Genomic DNA, 22503 nt, shown 5'->3' on the forward strand with positions numbered 1-22503 from the left:
ACTCTTCTTCGAGAGTGCGGCTCACGCACCGCCATAGGCGCAGAGCGCATGGACCTCCATGCCCAGCGCCTCGAGCCGCTTGCGTCCGCCAAGGTCCGGCAGATCGACGATGAAGGCACAGCCGATGATCTCGGCCCCGAGCCGCTCGCACAGCTTGATACCGGCCTCGGCGGTGCCGCCCGTCGCGAGAAGATCGTCGACGATCAGCACTTTCTCGCCCGGCTGCAGCGCATCGTCATGCACCTCGACCACCGCCTCGCCGTATTCGAGCGTATAGCTTTCCGAGATCACCCGCCCGGGCAGTTTGCCCTTCTTGCGGACCGGCACGAAGCCCGCCGAGAGCTGATGCGCGACCGCGCCGCCGAGGATGAAGCCCCGCGCCTCGAGGCCCACCACCTTGTCGAATCTCAACCCCGCATAAGGATGCAGAAGCTGGTCGATCGCCATCCGAAACCCGCGCGGATCGGCGAAGAGCGTGGTGACATCGCGGAACATGATGCCTTCGTGCGGAAAATCCGCGATCGTGCGGATATAGTCTTCGACCTTTGTCATCGTCTTGGCCTTTTTTCGCAGGTATTCGGTCAGAGAACCCGGCCCACCACAGCATCGAGCCGTGCGAGAAGCGCGGGATCGCGCGCAGCCGGTGCGGTCAGGATGGCATGATCGAGCGCGCGGTCACAGCCTTCTGGGCAGATCTCGGGCCGCGTGCCCAACAGATCCGGCAAGCGGCGGATCAGCGCGCGGGCATTCTCGGCATTGGAGGTCAGAACGCGCACAACGTCCGCGACGGTGACTGCGTCATGGCCCGGATGCCAGCAATCGTAATCCGTGACCATCGCGACCGTCGCATAACAAAGCTCGGCCTCGCGCGCGAGCTTGGCCTCGGGCAGGTTCGTCATCCCGATGACATCCGCGCCAAAGGCCTCGCGGTAAAGGCGGCTTTCGGCATAGGTTGAGAATTGCGGCCCTTCCATCGCAAGGTAGGTGCCGCCTTCATGCACCGTGACGCCCGCTGCACGGCCCGCCTCGGCGGCGGCCTTGGAAAGCCGCGCGCAAGTCGGATGCGCGAAGGAGATATGCGCGACGCAGCCCGAGCCGAAGAACGAGGTCTGGCGCGCGAAGGTGCGGTCGATGAACTGCTCGACGATGACGAAATCGCCCGGCACCATCTCTTCGCGGAACGACCCGCAAGCCGAGACCGAGATGACGTCGGTCACACCGAGCCTCTTCAGCGCATCGATATTTGCGCGGTAGGGCACGTCGGTCGGCGCATGGACGTGCCCGCGCCCGTGGCGCGGCAGGAAGGCCATCGGCTGCCCATCGAGCGTGCCGGTAAGGATGCGGTCGGAAGTCGGCCCCCAGGGCGTGTCCACCTGCACCCAGTCCGCATCCTCGAGCCCGTCCATGTCGTAGACGCCCGAGCCGCCGATGATCCCTAGCCGTGTGCTCATGCCTGTCCCCGCACCGTTCGGGCCAAGACAATCAGGTCGGGTGACGCTTGGCAATGCGGCGCGGCCCAGGGGCCGGTCTGGCAGACAAAAAAGCCCGGCCGCCATTCAGGCACGGCCGGGCATCGAGTATTATATCATCGCGCAGGGGCCGTTCTGACCGATCTCCGGGCCGGGCCATTCTGACCCGCGCCGGCCGCGCATGGGCCGAATTTCCAGCCGCACCTGGTCTTCGCACATTAACCTTGCCGAAGTGTTAAGGCCGCTCGGCGATCTTGGCGCGGAGCGCGGTCACCAGCGCCTCCCGGCTCTGGCCGCTGTCTTCGGCCAGACGTTTCAGGCCGAAATGCACCTGCGCCATCTCCTGGTAGTAGCTGGTATAGGCGTAATTCGTGGCCGCTCCGGCCGCGGCGCCCAGGATCGGAACCGTCTGGGCGGCAAGCTTCTGGCCGAGCACGGTGGCAAGACGCGGCGCGACGCGCCCGATGATCCCGTGCACCGTCGCCCCGGTCAGCGTCACCCGCGCCGAAAGAAAGGCCATGTCCGCGCCGTCATCGGCTTCGAGCGGGCCGGCAGAGCCGAAGACCAGGAGGCATTCCTTCGCGATCTCCGGATCGGACGCATCGTATCCGTGTTCCGCCGCGATGCCCTGGATCGCGCGCAACAGCACGGTCGTCGTGACCGGCAGTTCTGCCATCGCGGTCGGCAAGCCGCCCGCACCGCCCGCCGCGCCCATCGCCGTCGTCAGCGCGGTATTGAGCCAGCCTTGCTGGTCCGGCACCGTCCTTCGCGACGAACTGGCGGCGCGCATCGCGATCTCGAGCGCACGGGTCGTCGCGCTCTCGAGCCGGTCCTTGACCCGGTCGGGCAATCGCTCGAGAAGGTTTTCCGCTTGGCTGCCGAGGATGTTCAGAACCTGCAGGCCGACGCCGCCCGCGCGTTCGTGACGGCGGGCCAAGGCCGTGAGTTGCGCGTCATAGGCGCGCGGGACAAGATCGGTCGTCGTCATGACAGAAAGATCGGCGCGCCGGAGGCGGCTTTCAAGCCGCGCGAGACACCTCTCCGCGGATTTCCGACCACGCGCCCTCTTCGAGCGCGAGCGTCAACACGCGGTCCGGGTTTGTCGGAGGGGGCATCTCTACTCCCTCCGCGCGGGTAAAGCCGAAGCGTGAGTAATAAGGCGCATCGCCGACAAGCAGGACACGCGGACAGATGGATCGCGCCCGCTCGAGACTGTCGCGGATGAGCGCGCCGCCCACCCCCTCGCCCTGCGCGGTCGGATGCACCGCGACCGGACCGAGGAGCAGCGCCTCCGACCCGCCGACGCGCACCGGCCAGTAGCGGATCGCCCCTCCGATCGCCCCGCCGTCTTCCCAGACCGCGACCCGGCAGAGCGCGGCCACCGGGGCCACGTCCTCGCGGAGCCGGTAGGACGAGAGCGCCGTCCGCCCCGGCGCGAAGCTCAGGTCGTAGAGCGCCTCGATTTCCCACCAGTCGCCCGGCTGTTCCTGTCTGAGCGTATACACCCGTGCCGCCCGCCTGCCCTCAAACGTTCGCCGGGCCTAGCATGACGCTCACGGCTCGGCAAACGGGGCCGGGGCTTGCGGCCGGCGGCCGGGCGCGCTCTACGTTCGACCAAGCACACCGGACACCGATGCCGAGGAGACAGCCCATGTTCTACCGCCCCGAGGATGGCCACGGCCTGCCGCACAATCCCTTCAACGCGATCGTTACGCCCCGGCCCATCGGCTGGATATCGAGCCGCGGCGCGGATGGCCGCGAGAACCTTGCGCCCTATTCCTTCTTCAACGCCGTGGCCTACACGCCGCCGCAGGTGATGTTCGCCTCGACCTCGGCCAAGGAAGATCGCGGCGACACCAAGGACAGCGTCGCCAATATCCGCGAGACAGGCGTCTTTTGCGTCAATATCGTCGAATACGCGCTGCGGGACGCCATGAACCAAACCTCGGGGCCGTGGGACAAGGAGACCGACGAGTTCGAACTCGCGGAACTGGAGAAGGCAGAGTGCGAGACGATCGCCTGTTCTCGCGTCGCCGCCGCGCCCGCCAACCTCGAATGCCGCCTCACGCAAATCGTCAAGCTCGAGGGCGAGTCGAATTTCGCCGTCTTCGGCGAGGTGACCGGCGTGCACATGCGCGATGCCTGCATCGTCGACGGGATCTTCGACGTGCTGACCTTCAACCCTCTCTCGCGGATGGGCTATCGCGACTACACCGTGGTGCGCGAGAAGTTCGCGCTCAAACGGCCAGGCGATTGAAGGGCCAGCCAGAGAATTTTATCTAAAATTCTCTGGCACCGGGTGGGCTTTGATCTTTTGCGCGTGTCGCGGTAGAACTGAGCCAGCACCGATGGAGGGAGCGATGGACCAGCACCTTTGACCGAACCCAACTGACCTGTTCCGTCAAAGGAGGCATACCATGCCTGTCCATACGCTCGACCCGCGCCTCGCGCACCCCATCACCCTGCCCGATGGCACGTTGCACGAAGGCACCGTCAACCTGAGCGCCGTGATCGACCATCCCCGGATGGAGATCGGCGACTTTACCTACGCTTCCGATTTCGCCCCTCCTCCTCCGGACGGCTGGGCGGCACGCCTTGCACCGTATCTCTTCGATTTCGCCGAAGAGCGCCTCGTGATCGGGCGCTACTGCCAGATCGCCCACGGGGTGCGGTTTATCGGATCGGCGGCGAACCACGAGACCCGCGCGCTCACGAGCTTTCCCTTCCAGGTCTTCGATCCAACCCGGATGCACGGATATGCGCCAGACACTCGTGATACGATCGTCGGGAACGATGTCTGGCTCGGCTACGGCGCGCTCGTCTGTCCCGGCGCGCGCATCGGCAATGGCGTGTTCGTCGGCGCTGGCAGCGTGGTGCGGGGCGAGATCCCCGATTACGCGGTCGTCACCGGAAACCCGGCGCGCGTCACACGAATGCGCTTTTCGGAGAGCGAGATCGCGCGGCTGAACGCGCTTGCCTGGTGGGATTGGTCGCCCGAACGCGTCGCGCGGGCGGTGCCGGCCCTGGAGGCGGGCGACGTCGCGGCGTTGGACGCCGTCGACTGAGATGGCGGGCGCCCGAGAATATTAGATAATATTCTCGGGCGTGACGCGCGGCATTGCCGGCTGCGGCACGCGCCAGATGGCATGATCTTGGATGAGCGCCTCCGCGTCCGGGGCCAAGCTCATTGCGCTCGGTTCGGGAAAAGCGTCGTCAGTCGAGCCCGCGCAGGTATTCGATGACCGCAGGACGGGCGCTTTGCGCCCCCTTGTCGCGAGCCGCGTCGATCACCGCTTTCAGATCCGCGAGATCGACCCGCATCATGAGGTGTTTCACCGGCCCGATCGAGGCGGGCCGCATGGACAGGGTCCTGAGCCCGATCGCAGCAAGGCAGAGCGCCTCGATCGGGCGGCCCGCATCCTCGCCGCAGAAGGACAAGGGGGTGTCGGTCTGCGCGCAGCGCGTCACGATCTCTTCCACGAAGGTCAGGAAGCAGCAATTCAGCGTGTCGTAGCGGCGACGCACCCGTTCGTTCTCACGGTCGGCAGCATAGAAGAACTGCTTGAGATCGTTGCCCCCGATAGAGAGGAAATCGACCTCCTCGAAGAACCGGCGCGGCGCGTAAGCAAGGCTTGGTGTCTCGAGCATCGCGCCGATTTCGATCTTCTCGGGCACGGGATGGCCGAGACGGCGCTCGCGGGCGATGGTCTTGTCCATCTCTGCGCGCGCCGCGTAAAACTCGTCGAGCTGGGCGATGAAGGGGAACATCACCGTCAGCGGCCGCCCTTGCGCCGCGCGGAGCAGCGCCTGGAGTTGCATCCGCATAACGCCTGGTCGGTCGAGCCCTACGCGGATGGCGCGCCAACCGAGCGCCGGGTTCGGTTCGTCATTGGGCTTCATGTAGGGAAGCACCTTGTCCGAGCCGATGTCGAGCGTGCGGAAATTCACCCGCTTGCCATGCGCGGCATCGAGCACGCGGGCATAGAGTGCCGCCAGTTCCGTGCGCTTGGGCATCTGGTTGCGGACGAGGAATTGCAACTCCGTCCGGAACAGGCCCACGCCTTCTGCGCCCGAGCTTTCAAGGCTCGGCAGATCGGCCATGAGCCCGGCATTCATGTTGAGGTGGATGCGACTGCCGCAGGCGGTCACGCACGCGGTCTCGCGGATCGAGGCGTAGCGCTCGAGCGCCTTGGTCTGCATCGCCATCTTGTCGCGGAACGCGCCGACGACTGTCTCGTCGGGACGCAGATGCACAACGCCCTGATCGCCGTCGACCATGATATGATCGCCGTTGAGCGCCTCGGTGGTGATCCCGCCGGCATGGATGACGAGGGGGATCGCCAGCGCCCGCGCGACGATGGCCGCGTGGCTTCCGACAGAGCCTTCCTCGAGGACGATGCCCTTGAGCGAGCGACCGTAATCCAGAAGCTCGCCGGGCCCGATATTGCGCGCAACGAGAATGGGATCGGGCGGCATCTCGGCGCCGGTCTCGTTGCCCTGCCCCGTCAGAAGTCGCAAAAGACGATTCGACAGATCGTCGAGATCCTGAAGACGTTCTCGCAGGTAGGCATCCGTCGCCTGGGACATGCGCGCACGGGCGAGCGATTGCTGCTTCTCCACGGCGGATTCCGCTGAGAGACCGCGCTCGATGTCCTCTTCCATGCGCCGCAACCAACCCTTGGAGGACGCGAACATGCGATAGGCTTCGAGAACCGCGCGCTGCTCGGGATCCTGCGCGGAGGCCAGAAGATCATCGACCGAGACCTGCAAGGACTGCACTGCCTCGTCCAGCCGTTCTTTCTCGCGGGCCGGATCGTCGGCCACTAGGTTGGTGACGACGACGCGCGGCTCATGCAGCCACACATGGCCTTCCGCCGCGCCTTCCTGCCCCATCGTTCCGCGCAGAAGCCGCGGCTCGGTATGGCGGGCCGCCAGTGCCGCACCCTCGCCGACGAACGCGCCCAGCTCCGCCATCTCGGCGAGGACCATCGCCACAACCTCGAGCGCGTAGACCTCGTCCGAGGTGAATTCACGCGCCTGGCGCGACTGCACGACCAGAACGCCGAGCTTTTCACCGAGTCGCTGGATCGGAATGCCGAGAAAGGAGGAATAGATCTCCTCCCCGGTCTCGGGCATGTAGCGGAACCCCGCGAAGGACGGCGCATCCGCGGCGTTGATGATCCTGCCGGTGCGGGCGACGCGGCCCACGAGGCCCTCACCGAGTTTCATACGGGTCTTGTGGACGGCTTCGGCTTTCAGACCCTCGGTCGCGCACAGCTCGAGCGTGTTGTCGTCGCGAAAGAGATAGATGGAGCACACTTCGGTGCCCATCGAATCCGCCGTCAGATGGGTGATCTTGTCGAGCCGCGCCTGACCGGCCGCATCCTCGGCCATCGTGTCGCGCAGTCGGCGGAGGAGCTTGCGGCTCTCGCTTTCTAGACCATCCGGCATTCTGCCCCGTTCCTCGGCTTGGGAGGCGTAGAAGCCTCCGGCGACACTTTAGATCACAACCCAGCCGGGAATGGAATGACGTAGCATCCCGGCATATGCCGTTCGGGCGCCCAAACCGGACAATCCGCCTGCTAACGCGTCATACCTGCTCAGGGTTCAGTGCAAGGCGCACATGGACAGCGAAATTTCGGAGACCCTCGCGCTGACGTGCGATCCGTGTCGTTGCCGCCGGCATCAATGCGGCGCAGCACCTTTTCCCCGCCGCGAAGCGCGCAGGATCAATCAGGCGGCGCGGTCCAGCTCGAACGCGTCGTGCAGGGCCTGCACGGCAAGTTCCATGTACTTGCGCTCGACCAGCACGGAGATCTTGATCTCCGAGGTGGCGATCACCTTGATGTTGATGCCTTCCTGCGCGAGCGTCTTGAACATCTTCGCGGCAACGCCTGCATGGCTTCGCATCCCGATCCCGACGACGGAGACCTTGGCGACCTCGGTTTCCGTCTCCAGCCGGTCGAAACCCAGCTTGCCTTCCTCGCGCGCGGCCACGAGCGCCTTCTCGGCACGGGCAAGCTGATCGTTCGGGCAGGAGAAGGTCATGTCGGTCACGCCGTCCTTGTGGCCCTCATAGCCCGTCTCGGAGATGTTCTGGACGATCATGTCCACGTTGACCCCGGCTTCGGACAGCGTGCCGAAGATCGAAGCGGCGATGCCGGGTCGATCCTCGATGGTGACGAGCGTGACCTTCGCCTCCTCGCGGGAAAAGGCGACACCCGAGACGACCTTGCTTTCCATGATCAGTTCCTCCGAACAGACGAGCGTTCCAGCCTCGTCGGATTGTTCCTCGAAGCTCGACAGAACGCGCAGCTTCACATTGTAGCGCATGGCCAGCTCGACCGAACGGGTCTGCAGCACCTTCGCACCGAGAGAGGCAAGCTCCAGCATCTCCTCGAAAGCGATCCGGTCGAGCTTGCGGGCCTTCTCGCAGATTCGCGGGTCGGTCGTGTAGACGCCGTCCACGTCGGTGTAGATGTCGCAGCGCTCCGCGCCGAAGGCGGCGGCGAAGGCGACGGCGCTCGTGTCAGATCCGCCGCGACCGAGGGTTGTGATGCGGCCCTCGGGGCTGATCCCCTGGAACCCCGCGATGACCGCTACGCGCATCCCCTCACCGAACTTGGCATTGATATTGTCGGTGGGGATTTCCTCGATCCGGGCCGCGCCATGCGCCGAGGTGGTGATGAGCGGCACCTGCCAGCCCTGCCAGGAGCGGGCGGGCACGTCCATTTCCTGCAAGGTCAGCGCCATAAGCCCGGCGGTGACGTTCTCCCCCGAGGAGACGACCGCGTCGTATTCGCGCGCGTCGTAGAAGGGCGAGGTCTCGTTGACGAAGCCCACGAGCTTGTTGGTCTCGCCGGACATGGCCGAAACGATGACGATGACGTCGTAGCCCTTGGATACCTCGACGCCCACGCGCTTGGCCGCCCGGCGGATACGGTCGAGCGTGGCGACGGAGGTTCCGCCGAACTTCATCACGAGAACGGGCATCACGGGGCTCCCGGTTGTCGAATCGTTCGGCGGTGTAATCGCGGGGTGTGCTCCGCGCAAGAGACCCGCGCGACGGAGCCAGACGGCAATGGCGCGGCTACCGCGTGCCGCGATAATCCGCAGGAGAGAGCCCGTTCGTGTTCACATGTGTCTCCGCGCCATCGACGAGGTCGGTGTTCTGCGCGGCGACGCCGATCCAACCCGTCTCCGAGCGTTCGAGAACGAAGCTGAAGATCGTCCGTCGGGGGTCCGCCGCGCTGCCATCGGGGGCTGTCTGGCCGGTCAGGGTGAAGCGGCACTGCACCAGGGCGTGATCCGCGCCGAGCATCCGTGTCCGCGTCGCGCCAGGCGTCAGGCTTGTCTTTGCGAAGAAGCTCTTGAGAGCGATGTCATGCGCCTTCGAGATCGCATCGCGATCGTGCCACCAGAGACCGACGACATTCACGAAATCCGCGTCTTCCCGGAATAATGCGCCGATGGCATGACCATCGCGGCTCGCCCAAGCCTCGGCGAAGGCGCACGGGAAGTCCTCCGGAGCGGTGGGGAGGCTCAAAAAGGATGCTCCCGCCCGTCCCAGGTCTCGAACCGGCCCGTATTCTCGAGGCTCAGACCTTCGATCCGGTCGACGAGACCCTTCGCGCTTTCCTCAACCGATATCTCTGCCGTCTGCCCGCCCATATCGGTGCGGACCCAGCCCGGATGGTAGATGCCGACGGCGATGCCCTCGGGCTTCAGATCGACTGCGAGGTTGCGGCCCAGATTGACCGCCGCCGCCTTGGAGGACCGGTAGATATAGCTGCCGCCAGGCGCGCGTGTCGACGAGCCCATCTGCGACGAGATGATCGCGACCCGCCCCAGATTGGCGCGGCGCAAGAGTGGCAGGAAAGCCTGCACGGTCAAAAAGACGCCGGTCACGTTAACGGCGAAAGCCTCCGCCCACATATCGGACGGAAAGCCGTCCGCAAGATCGTGCCCCTTGTCGGGATAGAGTCCGGCATTGCAAACGAGCGTGTCGAGTTCGACATCCGCCATGCGTTCCGCAAGGTCGGTGATCGAGGCGGGGTCCGAGACGTCGAGTGCGATCTCGCCGCCCGAGCCGCGCGCCGTGGCAAGAACTTCCGAGCCGCGCGATCTGAATTCACGGGTAAGCTCGGCGCCGATGCCTCGATTGGCGCCGGTTATCAGGATGCGGGGCATAGGGGCCTCAGTTGCTTTTTCGGGTGGGTGTGAAAGGCAACGGCGCGACTTTGACGCCTTCTTCGATGAGCTTTCGGGCTTCGTCGGCCCGCGCCTCGCCCCAGATGGGCCGCTCGGGCGCGCTGCCATCATGGATGGCGCGGGCCTCGCGTGCGAAATCGCGGCCAACATAATCGGCGGATGTCTCCACATGCGCCTTGAGGCGTGCGAGCGCTTGCTCTGCGGGGCTCTTGGGGCCGGAAAGCCTTTCTTTCGGCGAATCCCGTCCTTTCGAGACAGCCGGTGCCATGAGCGCCTTCTCGACATCGGTCGTGCCGCAGATCGCGCAGGCGACATGGCCACGCGCTTTGAGCGCATCGAAGGCCGAAGCCGATGCGAACCAGCTGTCGAAGCTATGCCCGTCGGCGCATTTCAAGGTAAAACTGATCATGGCTCTGACCGCTTAAGTACCGAGCGAAAATAAACGTTCCAAGGATTTCATCAAGAAGCGCTCACCTCCGCGAGAGCGCAGTTGGGGAGCCTCGGCAACAGCGGACGATCGGCGCGTCACTCCGGCAGGAGCGGCAGGACCAAGGCCATCAGGTCGGCAAGATCGGTCTCTGCACCGAGAGCGGCCCGCGCCCTGTCACCCGCGAGCGCCTGACTGGCCGGATCCGAGAGGTGAGCAAGTCCTTCGGCAAGATCGCTCGCGGTCTCGACCTCGATCGCCGCATCTTCGGACAGGAGCCGCGCAAATGGCCGGGCGAAATTCGCGACATCCGGCCCGTGCAGGATCGCCGCACCGAAATGCGCCGGCTCGAACGGGGTATGCCCGCCGCGGTCCGTCAACGTGCCGCCGATGAAGACCCGCCCCGCCTGCGAATACCAGCGCGCCATCTCTCCGAGCGTATCGGCCAGAAGCACCTCCCGCGGCGCGTCCCCGCGGGAGCGCAACGCGTAGTCGAGCCCCGCCTCGCGCAAAAGCGCGGCAACCTCGGCAGCGCGATGCGGGTGTCTCAGGGCGAGGATCAGGCGAAGATCCGGCTCACGCGCTTTCGCCTCGAGATGCGCGGCGATGACGATCTCCTCCTCGCCCTTGTGGGTAGAGGCGGCCAGCCAGGTCGTCTCGCGCGGATAGGCGTCCGCGAATGCGTGGTCCGATGTCAGATCGGCCGGCGGCGCGTAAAGTGACTTGAGTTCCGTCACCGGGCCCGCCGCCGCGTCGGGAAGCCCCAGCGACAGGAACCTTTCGCGCGAGGCGGCATCCTGGGGGATCAGGAGATCGACCCTGCCCAGAAGCCGCGCCGCCAGATCCGGCAAACGGGCCCAGTTGCGCGCGCTCTTCGCGCTAATCCGTCCGCCGAGGACGATCACCGGCCCCGGCACCGCGAAGAGCCTGTTCGGCCACAGCTCGGATTCGACCGCGACATGCGCGGCAACGCTCCAATCGCGCACGAAACGCCGCACGATCCAAGACAGATCGACCGGGGCGAGGCGCGCATCGAGGCCCATCTCGCGCGCGAGAGCGACACCGCTTTCGGAATTGCAGGTGACGATGAGCGACAGGTCGGGACGTGCCTCCGCCAGCGCCCGGATTACGGGCCGCACCGAGGACAGCTCTCCGTTCGAGGCCGCGTGCAGCCAGATCCGCGCTTTGCCATCCTTCGGACCGCCCCGCCCGAGCCGCTCGCGCAGCGCCGCGCGTCCCTGCCGCGCAAGAGCGCGGGTCAGGACGACGACTGCGAAGACGGAAACAAGAATGCGGTAGAGCAGCATGACCTCCCTCCTATCCCGAGCCGCGCATCGAGGGAAAGCGCCTCAGTGGCGGAGCGTCTCGCGGATCACATCCTCGAGCCGGTGGAGGAGCGCGTCGTTGTCGAAGCGGGTTTCGGCCACTTTTCGCGCGCGGGCCGCCATAGCGCCCCGGTCGTCCGCCGTCATCGCTTTCTCGATGGCGCCGGTGAACCCTCGCGCATCATGCTCATCGACAAGGAATCCCGTCTCGCCCTGATCGATGGCTTCGGGAATGCCCGCGTGGCGGGTCGAGACCGTGATGCAGCCCGAGGCCATCGCCTCCTGAATGGCGGTCGGCAGTCCTTCGGTATTGCCGTCCTTCGCGGTGACGGAATGCTGGAGGAAGAACTCCGTTTCCGACAGTTTCTGACGCACGAAATCATGGGGCTGCGCGCCGTGGAAGGTGACCTTGTCCGCGACATCGAGACCGTCCGCCGCCACGCGCGCCGCATTGAGGAGCGGGCCATCGCCGACGAAGTCGAGCCGTGCGTCCGGCAGATCGCGCGTCGCTTCCGCAAAGGACGTGAGCGTTATGAGCGGGGCCTTCTTCTCCACGAAGCGGCCCACCGCAAGGCAGGAAAGCGGCCGCTTTTCACCCGGAACAAAGCGGCGAACGTCGACGCCCGAGGGGATCACATGCGCGTTGGGATGCGTGACGCCATGCGCCGCGAGGTTGTCGAGAAGGAACTGGCTCACCGCGACGACGCCCGACAGGCGCGGCATCATCAGCCGGTAGGCCGCCTGCATCCGTGGCGGGCGCAGGCTCTTCGAGGCGTCAGTGCCGCGAAAATACGTGAAAATGGGGATCTCGAGCTCGTTGGCAAGAGGCGCGAGCGCCAGCGCCTGCGTACCGAACTCCGAGAGGATCAGCTCGACCTTCCGCTCGCGGAGAAATGTGGCAAGAGCCCTCTTCTGACTGCCGAAGGGCAGCCGCGTCGTCTTGTGACGCCAGCGGTTCAAGGCGCTCCAGACCGGCATCTGCAGCATGTCCCCTGCCCCGAGCGAAGAGCGCCGCTCGAACACGTCCTTGCTATAGGGATTCTCGCCGTTCGACCGGCCGGCGACGACCACCGTATCGCCGCCAAAGAGATGCGCGATGTGCCGATTGATGAAGGTCTCGCCGGGAACGTGGTAGTCGCTCGTGCCGATAGCCGTCCGCATCGCGGTCTCCCTGCCGGAACAGCCGGCCAAGCTTGCGCGTAGCAAGGCAGCTTCGACCGGGCAAGAGCCCGCCCGTTCGGCGCATCCGCAATTTCGGAGATAAATGGTGCGCTTCGACGAGGAAAAGTCGAACGAGCTTTTCCAACATCTTGAGGACTGGACCACGGCGCTGAAGCCGCATGCGGACGAGCTACGTGAGGTTATTTCCAAGACCTCCCCGCCGCCGGGGCCACGGCCATGACGGAGCGGGTGATATTCAAACGCAAACGCGCCGCCCCGTTCTCGATCCGGCTCACGGATGAAGAACGAGACGCAGTGCAAGCTCGTGCGGGTACGATGCCGGTCGGGGCCTATATCAAGTCAGTCGTACTGGCCGATGATGCGCCGAAATATCGCAAGCGCCGGAAGCTCGCTGATGAGGATCAGCGTCTGCTGGCGCATATCCTCGCCCGGCTTGGCGAAAGCCGGACGGCGAACAATCTGAATCAGATAGCGAAGCATCTGAACCAGGGCACGCTGGTCCTGGACGAAGAGCTAGAAGCCGATCTCAAATGCGCCTGCGCTGAAGTCGCATGGATACGGGCCACGCTGATCGAAGCGCTTGGCCTTAAAGGACGGGGCTCCGATCACCGGAACGAGGGATCATGATCCTAGTCGGATCACAACGTAGCGGTGCCCTTGCGCTCGCCGATCACCTCACGAACACGCACGACAATGATCATGTCGAGCTGCTGGAGATAGAGGGCTTCATGGCCGATGACCTCCACAGTGCATTGCAAGAAGCCCAAGCCATCGCAAAGGCGACGAAGTGCAAACAGTTTCTGTTTTCTCTCAGCCTGAACCCACCCGAAGATGCCATCGCCTCAGAACAGGATTTTATCGATGCCGCCGACAAGGCAGGCGCAAAGCTGGGTCTATCGAACCAGCCGCGAGCCATCGTCATCCACGAGAAGGAAGGCCGGAGGCATGCTCATGTCGTCTGGTCTCGGATCGATGCAGATGAGCTGAAAGCCATCAACCTGCCCCACTATAAGACCAAGCTTCGAGACGTAGCCCGTGATCTTTATCTCGATCACGGTTGGGAGATGCCGGAGGGTTTGCGTGAGTACGGACATCGCAACCCGCTCAATTTTACATTGGCCCAATGGCAGCAAGCCCGCCGCCAGAATATCGACCCGCGTGAGGTTAAGGCGTCTCTTCGGGAGGCCTGGGAACGGTCAGACGATGCAGCGTCCCTCAAAGCCGCCTTGGCGGATCGTGGCTTCTTTCTGGCAAAGGGAGACCGTCGAGCAGCGGTCGCCCTTGATATCAACGGCACGATCTATTCTCTCAGCCGCTGGTCGGGCGTGAAGGCCAAGGATGTGAAAGCCCGTCTTGATCGCGACACTCTGCCATCGGTTGCCGAGCTTCAGGCGGACCTAAAGAGCAGGATGACCGCTCAGGTGCGAGAATACATTGCGGCGGTCAAAGGCAAGCACGATGTGGAGCTTCAACCCCTGCTGGATCGCAAAATCGATATGGCACGAGCGCAGCGTGACGAACGCAAGATGCTCAAAACCAAACAGCAAGAGCGCTGGCGTGCTGAGACCAAGGCCCGGATGGACCGGCTGAACAAGGGTCTGCGCGGGCTCTTCGACCGCCTGACCGGAAAGTCCAAGTCGATCCGCTCGGATAATGAGAAACAGGTACTGGCTGGGCTACGGCGGGATCAGCGGCAACGGGACGATCTGGTCGAGGCCCAGATGAAGGATCGGAAAGCTCTCCAGAGAGACATGCATGCCATCCGACGCAAGCAAACACAGGAACGAAATATCCTGGCACGTAATATCCGAGATTACATTCGAAGGCAGTCACACGAGCATAGGCAACATGATCAAAATTGCGGGCGAAGTCGGAAACAAACGCTCAATCTGAGCCGCTAATTGGGGCTTCTACCCGGTCTTACCTGCGCCGTACCCGCGCGGAGCGTCGAGGCATGCTCCTAATCACACGGTCACTATCAACCCTCAGAGGATATGTGACCCATGAAACCTTCAAACCATTTTACGACGCTGGCTTCGGCTGCGTTGTTTGCGACAGCTTGGGCGGCCTGCGCCCATGCACAAAGTTCCGGCTGGAGCAATTACGACCCTTACCGTGGCTATTACCTGACATTGACCCTTTGGCGTGTCGGCATGATAGTAACAGCAACGCTCGCAGGCTTCCTGCTTGGTTGGTTCTTCTCCCCCCATGCCAAAGAATTGCGGCGGGTCATCGGCATCACACTGGCGGGTGCCGCAATTCTAATTGCGGTTTTTGATCACGGCGCATTGGGGTGGAGCACGGCCTTCGTTATTTCCCTCATCGGCTTCTTTGTCGGTCTGGGCTACTGGATGGGCCGGTTTGTCAAAGCCTTGGCCGAGGTTCCGACAACTTTCGGCTCCGGTCAGTTTGCGGATGCTGAGCACATGAGCGAGCGTGGCTTTTTCAAGCCGGGAGGCCTACTGCTGGGTGAGGCTTTTGATGGGATGAGCACGAGCCGCTTTGCCTATCATGGGCAGCGGCACGTGCTGACCTTTGCCCCGACGCGGGCCGGTAAAGGCGTGTCGCATCTGGTGCCGAACTTGCTCAAATATCAGGGCTCCTGCGTCGTCATCGACCCCAAAGGCGAAAACGCCCTGATCACGGCCAAGGCCCGGATAGAGATGGGCCAACAGGTCTATCTGGTCGATCCTTGGAATATCGCAGCTTCCAAGCTCGGGATGGAACCTGCCAAGATCAACCCTATGGACTGGCTCAAGCTCTCCGACACTGATGCGCCGGAGAACGCCATGATCCTCGCCGATGCCCTCGTCGTGAATGACGGCAAAGGTGAGGCCTTTTGGCGTGAAGAAGCGAAGGCACTGATCCAAGGTGTGATGCTCCATGTCGCCTTCGATGCCGCCTATTCGGGACGCAGTGATCTGGGCACGGTGCGTGATCTTCTTCTGGGCGATGCGGATCAGCTCTCCCGCCTGTTCCAAGAGATGGCAAAAAGCCCACATCAGCTGATCGCCTCGACTGGCTCCCGGTCCCTGCAAAAGGACCCCAAGCTGCTCTCCAACGTCATGGCCTCGACGCAAGCCGAGCTGCATATGATGGACAGCCCCCGCCTTCGGGAAGCGATGTCCGACAGCGATTTCCGGTGGGAAGAGCTTAAGGAGAAACCGATGACGGTCTATCTGATCCTCCCCTCGGACAGGATCAACGCCTTCAGCCGCTTCCTCCGTCTGATGGTCGAGCAGTCGCTGACGATGAACGCCCGCAACATCGAGATAAAACCGGACCATCCGGTTCTCTACATCCTCGACGAGATGCCCGCTCTGGGCCGCCTGAACATGGTCGAACAGGCCTATGGCCTCATGGCGGGCTATTCGGTGCAGCTCTGGGGCATCGCCCAGAACGTCTCGCAGCTGAAGACCATCTACGGCGATAATTTCGAGACCTTCATCGCAAATGCCGGAGCGATCAGCTATTTCGGGTCGAAGGACAAAATGAGCGCCGAGTATTTCTCGGACCTGTGCGGCGTCACCACCGTGTGGAACTTCAGCACGGCCCTGTCCAACGCCCTGAGCTCCAATTCCGGCTCCGGCGGCTACAGCAACGGCAGCAGCACCTCGACCACAGACACGCGGGCAGCGACCCAGCGTAAGCTGGCGTTCCCGGATGAGCTGATGCGCCTCAATGACCGCCAGCAACTAGTGCTGATCGAAGACGCCAACCCGATCATGGGCAACCGTCTCCGCTGGTACGAACAGCCGGATATGCGTCAGCGGGGCGCAAGTCTTCGCTGATCACGCCACAGACCTCGGGGCCGGATCATCCGGCCCCCTGCGTTTCTGATCCCCTCACATGATGAGAGACACCGCCATGAGCAATGATGACGAGACCAAGCGAGTCCAATTCCGCCCTATCGATGAGCCTCTGAGAGATAAGGATAATGCCCAGCCTGAATTCAAACCCGATTTCGCATCAAAACCGCGACTCAACCTGGCTCCGCCGGGCATGATGGGCATCCGCCGGACCGCATCTCCTCAACAGCCTCAACGCGGCCAAACGCAAGAGCAAATGACGGAGCCGAGCGAGCCTATGCAAGAGCCTGACCATGACGATGAGCGTTCATTTACGACAGACGGCGATCTGCTCAATCCACCGGGATATAGCTTCACGGTCACCGTCGATCTTGAACCTTCCCCGGAGGGACTGAATGGCGGCACGATCTCAATGCTGAGCCTCCGCAAAGACGGCGAAGTCGTCGCCCGCTATGACGGAGGCTGGGCGCAGGAGCCTGAAAGCACTGAGGCGCAAGAGGCCGTGCAGAAGGTCCGGGAGAGCTTCGATCCCGATCATGCGCACGACGCCGATCAAGAGATGGAACCCCAGCTGGAGCCTGACGATGATAGATCACTCTTCACCGATGGCTGCTTGGTCACGTTGCCCGAATACGAATTCCAGGCAAAGCTCTATGATGAGCCTTCCAAGCACGGCATCGACGGTGGACGCATCTCAAAGCTCGATATTCGCAAAGATGGAGAGCTGGTCGCATCCTATGATCGTGGCTGGTCACAAGAGCCTGAGACGCCTGAAGAAAAACAGGCGCTGCATACGATCAAACAGGAGCTTGATCCGCAGGCCGATAAAGAATTCAAACGTTTGGTGCCCAAAGGCCCAGGGCATGACCACGACCGCTGATCTATAGGAATATGGTCAAATACCAGGATAGCACGCTTTCGTGCTATCCTTTTGCTTATGAACCATCGCCGATACATGGACCATCTACGCAAGATGCATGAGCGCCGTCCTGATAGTCCGCCGACACCACGCACATATGAGAACAGCGCTGGAGCGGATGAGCTGATCTTCTTACCTGCAAGCACTTGGGACTATGTGGACTGGCTGGAAGCACGTGGTGATATCGACTTCCAGACCTGGGTCCTACACTGCGAGGCCAACCCCACTGCGGAGATGACCCTGTCGCATTTGCTGTTCTACTGGCTCTGGCTCGATCAATGCCGTCGCCATCGCTACGGCCTGCATACACCGACCAACGTGAAGCCCGAAGGCTATGAGGAATATGGCGAATCTGCCAACGATCCAGGCCTACCGCCTGCCGCTGCGTGATCCTTAATGGGCCATGATTGGTTGCATGCCTGCAACCGATCTGCCCCTCTGGCGAAGAGAGGGGGTGCAAGGGGCAAAGGCGGCGCAGCCGGGACTGTAGCCACGCAGAGCTGCACGAAGCCGCAAGGCGCAGGAAGCGAGCATGGCGAGGACCCACCCTTTGACCCGCGCCGGGGGCGAAGCCCTAAGCCACTGAAAACTAATTTCTTTACAGACACCCAAAACAATATATTGTTAAATAAATTGAAAATGGGAAAGTTATGCTTTTTTCAGAGTATTTTAAGATCGACATCAATGAGCGGGAAACTTGGTTTGATCCACTACTACATCTGGACACAAAGCTCTACGTTGACCCTTTCTTAATTTTTCAAGATGAATTTGGACCATTCCGCGGGTCACACAATGAACTAATCGAATTTTATGAAAGCGCCTTTACTTTAATTGCTGAGGCAGGCGAGAAGAAGAAAAGTCAACCATGGAACCGCGCAGTGCAAATTCTTGGAACCCCTGAGGTTGAAGAGTTTTGCCTTGGCGTTACTGCAGCAGGAACGGGCGGAGCTGGTGCTGGTACTGGAAAAGCAAAGTTAATTGCTCAGGCATTTCATAAGGCCATTATGTTTGGACTGGGAAACCCAGAGCACTTTGAAACCATCCAGCTGTTTCAAGAGAATATTGCAGAAGACACTATCTCCGATGCAGCTGGTAACATACTTAGGCACCGCTTTGCATCTTATACGAAATCAATTTGTGACGAACTTGGGATCCCAACTGAGCGGCGCCCTCACATGCGAGGTCGTTTCAATCCCTCAAAACGTCGCTGGGAAAGAATCTTCGTTGATGCGCCGATAAACCCCTATAATGGAAAGCAAGTTTTACTGGTTCCCAAAGACTACTTAAGACCGATGCCAACATTGAATCCAAGTGATTTTTGGGGATATTGCTTTGACCAGAACTCGGATGAACTACGAGCAGAGTTTGGTGAAGAAATCACCAGGAACGTCAAAAAAGAAGTAATTCTTGAGAAGGCTCTAAATGATTACGGGAGTGTAGAAGATTTTGTTGGCTTCCTTGAGCGCATTGGTGGCACACCTTACAATTTGGAAAAAGATCCAAAGGGTCTGATTAGATGGTACTACGCCACAAAAAGCTTTGTCGCCAGAAACCCGATCTCATTAGAATTTTCGGACAAAAAAGGTTTTTGTGAATTTATTGATAGAATTCTTTTGATCTTCAAGAACTATGTAGAAAACCAAGGCGGGTGGGAACTTATATATAATGATGACGGAACGGCCAAGAGTGAAAGCGCCTGTCAGAGATTGTTCCTAGGTATTGTCCGTCATTATTGTCAGGCAAATAATATTGATTTATCCCCAGAGGTGAATATTGGACGAGGGCCAGTTGACTTCAAAGTATCAAGGGGTTTTGAATTTCGAGCGCTTATCGAGGTGAAGCTGGCCAACAATACCCGATTTTGGCACGGTTTAGAAAGTCAACTAACAAAATACCTTGAAGCTGAGGAGGTTTCTTTGGGGAGATTTCTGATCATTGCATTCAATGAGAAAGATATTGAGCGGTTGGGCGACATCTACAAGCGTGTAAACAAGGTAAATTTAGAAACTCAGTATGAGATTTCTCATAGCCTTGTGGAAGCTACATTCCGCCCTCCTTCAGCATCAAAGCTAAGGGGTGAAAGGTAATATTAAGCCACTCATTCCTCGCACGGCATTGGCTGTAGGCGCTAGAGTAGTGCACTCAGGTCTGCTGGCATCAGTTTCTTAGTTTCGAACGCAAGCACGCTTAGTTTCAGAAAAATCGTCTTTTTGACGTGGTGGGGATCGAACGCCCTGATGTTCGTGCATGGTTCGGTGCAGGTGGAGAGGCACGTCTCCAAGTCCTGCGAGTGGTTCCAAGGGCGAGATAGCCCTGGTCTTCCTGAAGGGATCGATGGGGTGCAGGGGAGCGCCGAAGGCTCCCTTGCAAGTGATTGACCGGCGATACGTTCTCTCGGTGCGATGTGGGGCTCAACGCCCTAGATCGTACCGCTGGCCGGGGGGATGCAACGGGGGCACGCAGCGGGCCCCCTTGCCAAGAGGTGTGGTACTACCACACACATCTTGCAGTATCTCAGATGCTGGAAAGTGCCCGCAAGATCGCAGCGCTACTCGGTAAGCGTGTGCAATCCATTCTTGACTGTGAGTTTAACGGTGCCTCAATATCAAAGATATGTACGGCTCCCTAACTTCTCTTGAGTCGATGGCGGCAGAAAACCTTGTCAGAAAAATGCTAAAAGCTCAGAATAAGTTGGATCAAAATTGCTATGCCCTGAATAGAAAAGCCGAGACCAATCAAAGAGAGCCCCTTAAGGGACAGTTCTTCGCTGGTTCGTCGTGTTGCAGGTTCAAGAAAATTAGACGCGCTAACGTATCTTAATCTAGCCGCCTTAGAGAAAGCGCACTTTAATAATGCAATAGGGATCTCTATTCTGCGCATTCGAAGGTGCCTATCCGCCATAACAACAACACCAGCAACCTCGATCACTGTTCCAAAAAAACCCAAAGCAAGTGCACCATTCATTATTCTACACCCAAGTCTTGACAGTGGCGGATCCTTTTAAACACCAATCTATCCGGATGAATCTCTACAAAAAAATGATGATCACAGTCTTCAAAAAACCTTTCATTTATGTAAGGAATATCCTCCAGAAATACTTCCCGCCCATTATTCTCGCAATCAACTAAAAGGTTTTGTATGCAGTCCCGAAGTCCATCCTCAAGACCTTGAACAAAAGCGCCTATTTCGCTGATTAGCTGATCTGAGAACTCAATCCGCCTAGCTTCTATAAAAAATGCACGCATTTTAGGCGCTCTTCAGTTCATAAATAAACTGACTGCCATTTACTTCTTCTGTGTCACGATACCCCAAACTCCGCTTTAGGTCCTCGGACCAGCGCTTTGCAGACTGCATCCGGTGAACCAAGCGCATAGAGTTGTACTCACGTGGCGACACTAGAACGCTACGTATACGACCATCAGCGAGCGTCAGTGCCCGAGCCTTATAGAATTTGGATCTAGAATCCGAGCCAAGAAGGTGATCAAGCTCGGAATTGGAGATGCATACTGGGCGCGCCTGAGAGCAAAATCGCTCAAATAAGCGGCGGTTTGCACTCGGACGGAACGAGCATCGCCGTGCGCCAACGGATACTAAAAAGTTATTTCTATCAACTAGATACCCAACGATCCGACCTTCAGAGGATAAAGGTACACATCCAATTTCTGACGTAAACATTCTTGAGGCGCGGAGCAGCCTATCCGTTGGAACACTTTCAGATGTTAGATAGTTAGCCATTCAAGCCTCATTATGTTACAGTTGAAGTTTGACGCTAGCGGCATGTGAAGGTGAGTCAAGAGGTCTTGACCTCACCCTAGCATACTAAATGTTGCGCCTCCCGCCCCCTCGTGGTACAAATCATGATAAAGATACAAAATATGGAGGCAGGCATGATTGTTAGCGGTGGCCAATTGTCAAAAGAGGAATTTGTCGAGGCGGTTGGTGACATTCTAGGTGAGACGGCAGGCGAAAGAGACTTAGATGTTGACTATCAAGGATACAAATTTGTTACCTGGGACGGCACCACGCATTCGATAGAGAAAGAGATCGATTCAAATAACAGAGTCGGATATAAAATTGTTCGGAGAATGACAACTGGAATCGTCGCACCTAGGCTGTGAACGGCTAGTATCATCTAGAGATAGGTGCAAAAATGCGCACGCTCGGCTAAACAAAGCTTTGGAAATAGCGCTGAGGCAATATACTGCACGCGTCCAAGAGCCGTTCCCTTTTTCAATAGATCTCACTTTTTCGGACGAACTTAGCTTTTCTGCGGGAGTTTCATTAATTGGCGGTGACGTTAGCATAAATTTATCTACAAGCATTGTTGACAGAGTCGATGATGTGTTCGGTGCATTGTCAGCACTTTCCATTCTTTATCCGTCTCCACTCAGGATCAATCTTTTAGGCGACTCCGCTGATACAGTTGATGTTGCACTCAGCTGGCTCGTGCAGCACGAGCTCAACCACGCTGCCATCGGGCACTTCAAGCTCACCGATGGGGCTGCACTAGTCGAGGGCGGCGGTGAGAAGGCCTTCAGTATTGCGACTAGGCGCTCAAGCAAATCCTCCCCTCTCGAAGCTCTTCCGGAGCAGGAGCAGCAGCTCGCATCACTGTGTCTGGAACTGCAAGCCGACCATGATGCCACGGAGATCGTGATCGGGGCCTACTCATCCGAGAACCATGAGCTGTTCCGTTACTATGCGATCTGCATTGCGCTTGTGATCTTCGTCATTGAGAGGGTTGACCGTGAAAACTCTAGCCAAGAGATCACGCATCCGAAGGCCTCGACGCGCCTGTTTCAGCTTCTCGCCTACCTAGTCGAACTGCCATACATTCCGGCTTACAAGCGCGCACATTCTGAGGGCCTGACAGAGATGCCGGAGGACTACCTGCCACCGCGCGACGAGCTGATCCGATATAGCGAGAACGTCTTCGCGCCCGTCTTCGCTGCTTGCGAAATCATGGCCGAAGCGGTGGAGTTACCGGGCATCATGACCGAACTTGGTGGCGTTGAGGCGTTCTTCGCAGACATCAATCGTGCTGTCTTTGAAGGGCATGAGGATGTCGAGGCCTTTGTCACGCCCTGCGCGCGGCAGTGGGCTGAGTTGAAGCCTCTCAACGACCGATTGCTGGCGATGCTCGGCTGGAAGGACCGATAGA

The 22503-nt window shown here is 60.2% G+C and carries 23 protein-coding genes; 11 read left to right on the top strand and 12 right to left on the bottom strand.

The window, feature by feature from the left end:
* Positions 1 to 21 precede the first annotated feature (21 nt).
* The 4 genes from FIU91_RS12420 to FIU91_RS12435 form a co-directional block, all read right to left on the bottom strand.
* Positions 22 to 552, bottom strand: coding sequence for an adenine phosphoribosyltransferase (locus FIU91_RS12420; protein ID WP_152462694.1), 531 nt, complete (start codon positions 550 to 552; stop codon positions 22 to 24).
* A 29-nt stretch (positions 553 to 581) separates the two neighbouring features.
* Positions 582 to 1451, bottom strand: a complete 870-nt coding sequence (locus FIU91_RS12425) for an S-methyl-5'-thioadenosine phosphorylase (RefSeq protein WP_152462695.1) — start codon at positions 1449 to 1451, stop codon at positions 582 to 584.
* A 253-nt stretch (positions 1452 to 1704) separates the two neighbouring features.
* Positions 1705 to 2457: an EcsC family protein gene (locus tag FIU91_RS12430; protein ID WP_152462696.1), complete on the bottom strand. Its 753-nt coding sequence runs from the start codon at positions 2455 to 2457 to the stop codon at positions 1705 to 1707.
* A gap of 31 nt (positions 2458 to 2488) precedes the next feature.
* Positions 2489 to 2974, bottom strand: coding sequence for a GNAT family N-acetyltransferase (locus tag FIU91_RS12435; protein WP_152462697.1), 486 nt, complete (start codon positions 2972 to 2974; stop codon positions 2489 to 2491).
* Positions 2975 to 3120: 146 nt separating this feature from the next.
* On the opposite strand from FIU91_RS12435, the gene FIU91_RS12440 reads away from it, so the two are divergent.
* Positions 3121 to 3726 (top strand): flavin reductase family protein, encoded by a 606-nt coding sequence (locus FIU91_RS12440; protein ID WP_172975005.1) that lies wholly within the window; start codon positions 3121 to 3123, stop codon positions 3724 to 3726.
* 160 nt (positions 3727 to 3886) lie between these two features.
* Positions 3887 to 4534, top strand: coding sequence for a CatB-related O-acetyltransferase (locus FIU91_RS12445; RefSeq protein ID WP_152462698.1), 648 nt, complete (start codon positions 3887 to 3889; stop codon positions 4532 to 4534).
* Between the two features lie 148 nt (positions 4535 to 4682).
* Here FIU91_RS12445 and ptsP read toward each other — a convergent pair whose 3' ends face one another.
* From ptsP to FIU91_RS12480, 7 genes are all read right to left on the bottom strand, one after another.
* Complete coding sequence (gene ptsP / locus FIU91_RS12450) at positions 4683 to 6920, bottom strand: phosphoenolpyruvate--protein phosphotransferase (RefSeq protein WP_152462699.1); 2238 nt, start codon at positions 6918 to 6920, stop codon at positions 4683 to 4685.
* A gap of 282 nt (positions 6921 to 7202) precedes the next feature.
* Positions 7203 to 8462, bottom strand: a complete 1260-nt coding sequence (locus FIU91_RS12455; protein ID WP_093010847.1) for an aspartate kinase — start codon at positions 8460 to 8462, stop codon at positions 7203 to 7205.
* 97 nt (positions 8463 to 8559) lie between these two features.
* On the bottom strand, positions 8560 to 9015 hold the full coding sequence (locus tag FIU91_RS12460; RefSeq protein ID WP_152462700.1) for an SgcJ/EcaC family oxidoreductase: 456 nt from the start codon (positions 9013 to 9015) through the stop codon (positions 8560 to 8562).
* A complete protein-coding gene (locus FIU91_RS12465) occupies positions 9012 to 9659 on the bottom strand; it encodes an SDR family oxidoreductase (protein WP_152462701.1) in 648 nt (215 codons plus the stop codon). Before FIU91_RS12465 ends, FIU91_RS12460 begins: the two co-directional genes overlap by 4 nt.
* Before the next feature lie 7 nt (positions 9660 to 9666).
* A complete protein-coding gene (locus FIU91_RS12470; RefSeq protein WP_152462702.1) occupies positions 9667 to 10089 on the bottom strand; it encodes a DUF1178 family protein in 423 nt (140 codons plus the stop codon).
* A gap of 116 nt (positions 10090 to 10205) precedes the next feature.
* Positions 10206 to 11414: a 3-deoxy-D-manno-octulosonic acid transferase gene (locus tag FIU91_RS12475; protein ID WP_152462703.1), complete on the bottom strand. Its 1209-nt coding sequence runs from the start codon at positions 11412 to 11414 to the stop codon at positions 10206 to 10208.
* 42 nt (positions 11415 to 11456) lie between these two features.
* Complete coding sequence (locus tag FIU91_RS12480; protein WP_152462704.1) at positions 11457 to 12593, bottom strand: glycosyltransferase; 1137 nt, start codon at positions 12591 to 12593, stop codon at positions 11457 to 11459.
* Between the two features lie 103 nt (positions 12594 to 12696).
* On the opposite strand from FIU91_RS12480, the gene FIU91_RS19565 reads away from it, so the two are divergent.
* The 7 genes from FIU91_RS19565 (at position 12697) to FIU91_RS12510 (ending at position 19429) form a co-directional block, all read left to right on the top strand.
* On the top strand, positions 12697 to 12834 hold the full coding sequence (locus tag FIU91_RS19565; RefSeq protein ID WP_216651608.1) for a hypothetical protein: 138 nt from the start codon (positions 12697 to 12699) through the stop codon (positions 12832 to 12834).
* An 8-nt stretch (positions 12835 to 12842) separates the two neighbouring features.
* Positions 12843 to 13241, top strand: a complete 399-nt coding sequence (mobC, locus tag FIU91_RS12485) for a plasmid mobilization relaxosome protein MobC (RefSeq protein ID WP_254701955.1) — start codon at positions 12843 to 12845, stop codon at positions 13239 to 13241.
* Entirely contained in the window at positions 13238 to 14515 is a 1278-nt protein-coding gene (locus FIU91_RS12490; protein ID WP_152462705.1) for a relaxase/mobilization nuclease domain-containing protein, read from the top strand. The genes mobC and FIU91_RS12490 overlap by 4 nt, the downstream gene beginning before the upstream one ends.
* A gap of 102 nt (positions 14516 to 14617) precedes the next feature.
* Complete coding sequence (locus FIU91_RS12495) at positions 14618 to 16405, top strand: type IV secretory system conjugative DNA transfer family protein (protein ID WP_152462706.1); 1788 nt, start codon at positions 14618 to 14620, stop codon at positions 16403 to 16405.
* A gap of 76 nt (positions 16406 to 16481) precedes the next feature.
* Complete coding sequence (locus FIU91_RS12500; RefSeq protein WP_152462707.1) at positions 16482 to 17303, top strand: hypothetical protein; 822 nt, start codon at positions 16482 to 16484, stop codon at positions 17301 to 17303.
* A 75-nt stretch (positions 17304 to 17378) separates the two neighbouring features.
* On the top strand, positions 17379 to 17732 hold the full coding sequence (locus tag FIU91_RS12505) for a hypothetical protein (RefSeq protein WP_152462708.1): 354 nt from the start codon (positions 17379 to 17381) through the stop codon (positions 17730 to 17732).
* Between the two features lie 260 nt (positions 17733 to 17992).
* The gene (locus FIU91_RS12510; protein WP_152462709.1) at positions 17993 to 19429 is read left to right on the top strand and encodes a hypothetical protein; all 1437 of its coding nucleotides are present in this window, start codon (positions 17993 to 17995) and stop codon (positions 19427 to 19429) included.
* An 876-nt stretch (positions 19430 to 20305) separates the two neighbouring features.
* On the opposite strand, the gene FIU91_RS12515 is transcribed toward FIU91_RS12510, so the two are convergent.
* A complete protein-coding gene (locus FIU91_RS12515; RefSeq protein WP_152462710.1) occupies positions 20306 to 20587 on the bottom strand; it encodes a hypothetical protein in 282 nt (93 codons plus the stop codon).
* A gap of 630 nt (positions 20588 to 21217) precedes the next feature.
* Here FIU91_RS12515 and FIU91_RS12520 point away from each other — a divergent pair.
* Positions 21218 to 21460 (top strand): hypothetical protein, encoded by a 243-nt coding sequence (locus tag FIU91_RS12520; RefSeq protein WP_152462711.1) that lies wholly within the window; start codon positions 21218 to 21220, stop codon positions 21458 to 21460.
* Between the two features lie 223 nt (positions 21461 to 21683).
* Positions 21684 to 22502, top strand: a complete 819-nt coding sequence (locus tag FIU91_RS12525; protein ID WP_152462712.1) for a hypothetical protein — start codon at positions 21684 to 21686, stop codon at positions 22500 to 22502.
* Position 22503: the final 1 nt, after the last annotated feature.

This window comes from Roseivivax sp. THAF30, assembly GCF_009363575.1.
GTDB lineage: Bacteria > Pseudomonadota > Alphaproteobacteria > Rhodobacterales > Rhodobacteraceae > Roseivivax > Roseivivax halotolerans.

Coding starts and splice junctions, on each gene's coding strand:
- FIU91_RS12420 (WP_152462694.1), bottom strand. CDS start 552: ATGACAAAGGTCGAAGACTATATCCGCACGATCGCGGATTTTCCGCAC.
- FIU91_RS12425 (WP_152462695.1), bottom strand. CDS start 1,451: ATGAGCACACGGCTAGGGATCATCGGCGGCTCGGGCGTCTACGACATG.
- FIU91_RS12430 (WP_152462696.1), bottom strand. CDS start 2,457: ATGACGACGACCGATCTTGTCCCGCGCGCCTATGACGCGCAACTCACG.
- FIU91_RS12440 (WP_172975005.1), top strand. CDS start 3,121: ATGTTCTACCGCCCCGAGGATGGCCACGGCCTGCCGCACAATCCCTTC.
- FIU91_RS12445 (WP_152462698.1), top strand. CDS start 3,887: ATGCCTGTCCATACGCTCGACCCGCGCCTCGCGCACCCCATCACCCTG.
- ptsP (WP_152462699.1), bottom strand. CDS start 6,920: ATGCCGGATGGTCTAGAAAGCGAGAGCCGCAAGCTCCTCCGCCGACTG.
- FIU91_RS12455 (WP_093010847.1), bottom strand. CDS start 8,462: ATGCCCGTTCTCGTGATGAAGTTCGGCGGAACCTCCGTCGCCACGCTC.
- FIU91_RS12465 (WP_152462701.1), bottom strand. CDS start 9,659: ATGCCCCGCATCCTGATAACCGGCGCCAATCGAGGCATCGGCGCCGAG.
- FIU91_RS12470 (WP_152462702.1), bottom strand. CDS start 10,089: ATGATCAGTTTTACCTTGAAATGCGCCGACGGGCATAGCTTCGACAGC.
- FIU91_RS12475 (WP_152462703.1), bottom strand. CDS start 11,414: ATGCTGCTCTACCGCATTCTTGTTTCCGTCTTCGCAGTCGTCGTCCTG.
- FIU91_RS12480 (WP_152462704.1), bottom strand. CDS start 12,593: ATGCGGACGGCTATCGGCACGAGCGACTACCACGTTCCCGGCGAGACC.
- FIU91_RS19565 (WP_216651608.1), top strand. CDS start 12,697: ATGGTGCGCTTCGACGAGGAAAAGTCGAACGAGCTTTTCCAACATCTT.
- FIU91_RS12490 (WP_152462705.1), top strand. CDS start 13,238: ATGATCCTAGTCGGATCACAACGTAGCGGTGCCCTTGCGCTCGCCGAT.
- FIU91_RS12495 (WP_152462706.1), top strand. CDS start 14,618: ATGAAACCTTCAAACCATTTTACGACGCTGGCTTCGGCTGCGTTGTTT.
- FIU91_RS12500 (WP_152462707.1), top strand. CDS start 16,482: ATGAGCAATGATGACGAGACCAAGCGAGTCCAATTCCGCCCTATCGAT.
- FIU91_RS12505 (WP_152462708.1), top strand. CDS start 17,379: ATGGACCATCTACGCAAGATGCATGAGCGCCGTCCTGATAGTCCGCCG.
- FIU91_RS12510 (WP_152462709.1), top strand. CDS start 17,993: ATGCTTTTTTCAGAGTATTTTAAGATCGACATCAATGAGCGGGAAACT.
- FIU91_RS12515 (WP_152462710.1), bottom strand. CDS start 20,587: ATGCGTGCATTTTTTATAGAAGCTAGGCGGATTGAGTTCTCAGATCAG.
- FIU91_RS12520 (WP_152462711.1), top strand. CDS start 21,218: ATGGAGGCAGGCATGATTGTTAGCGGTGGCCAATTGTCAAAAGAGGAA.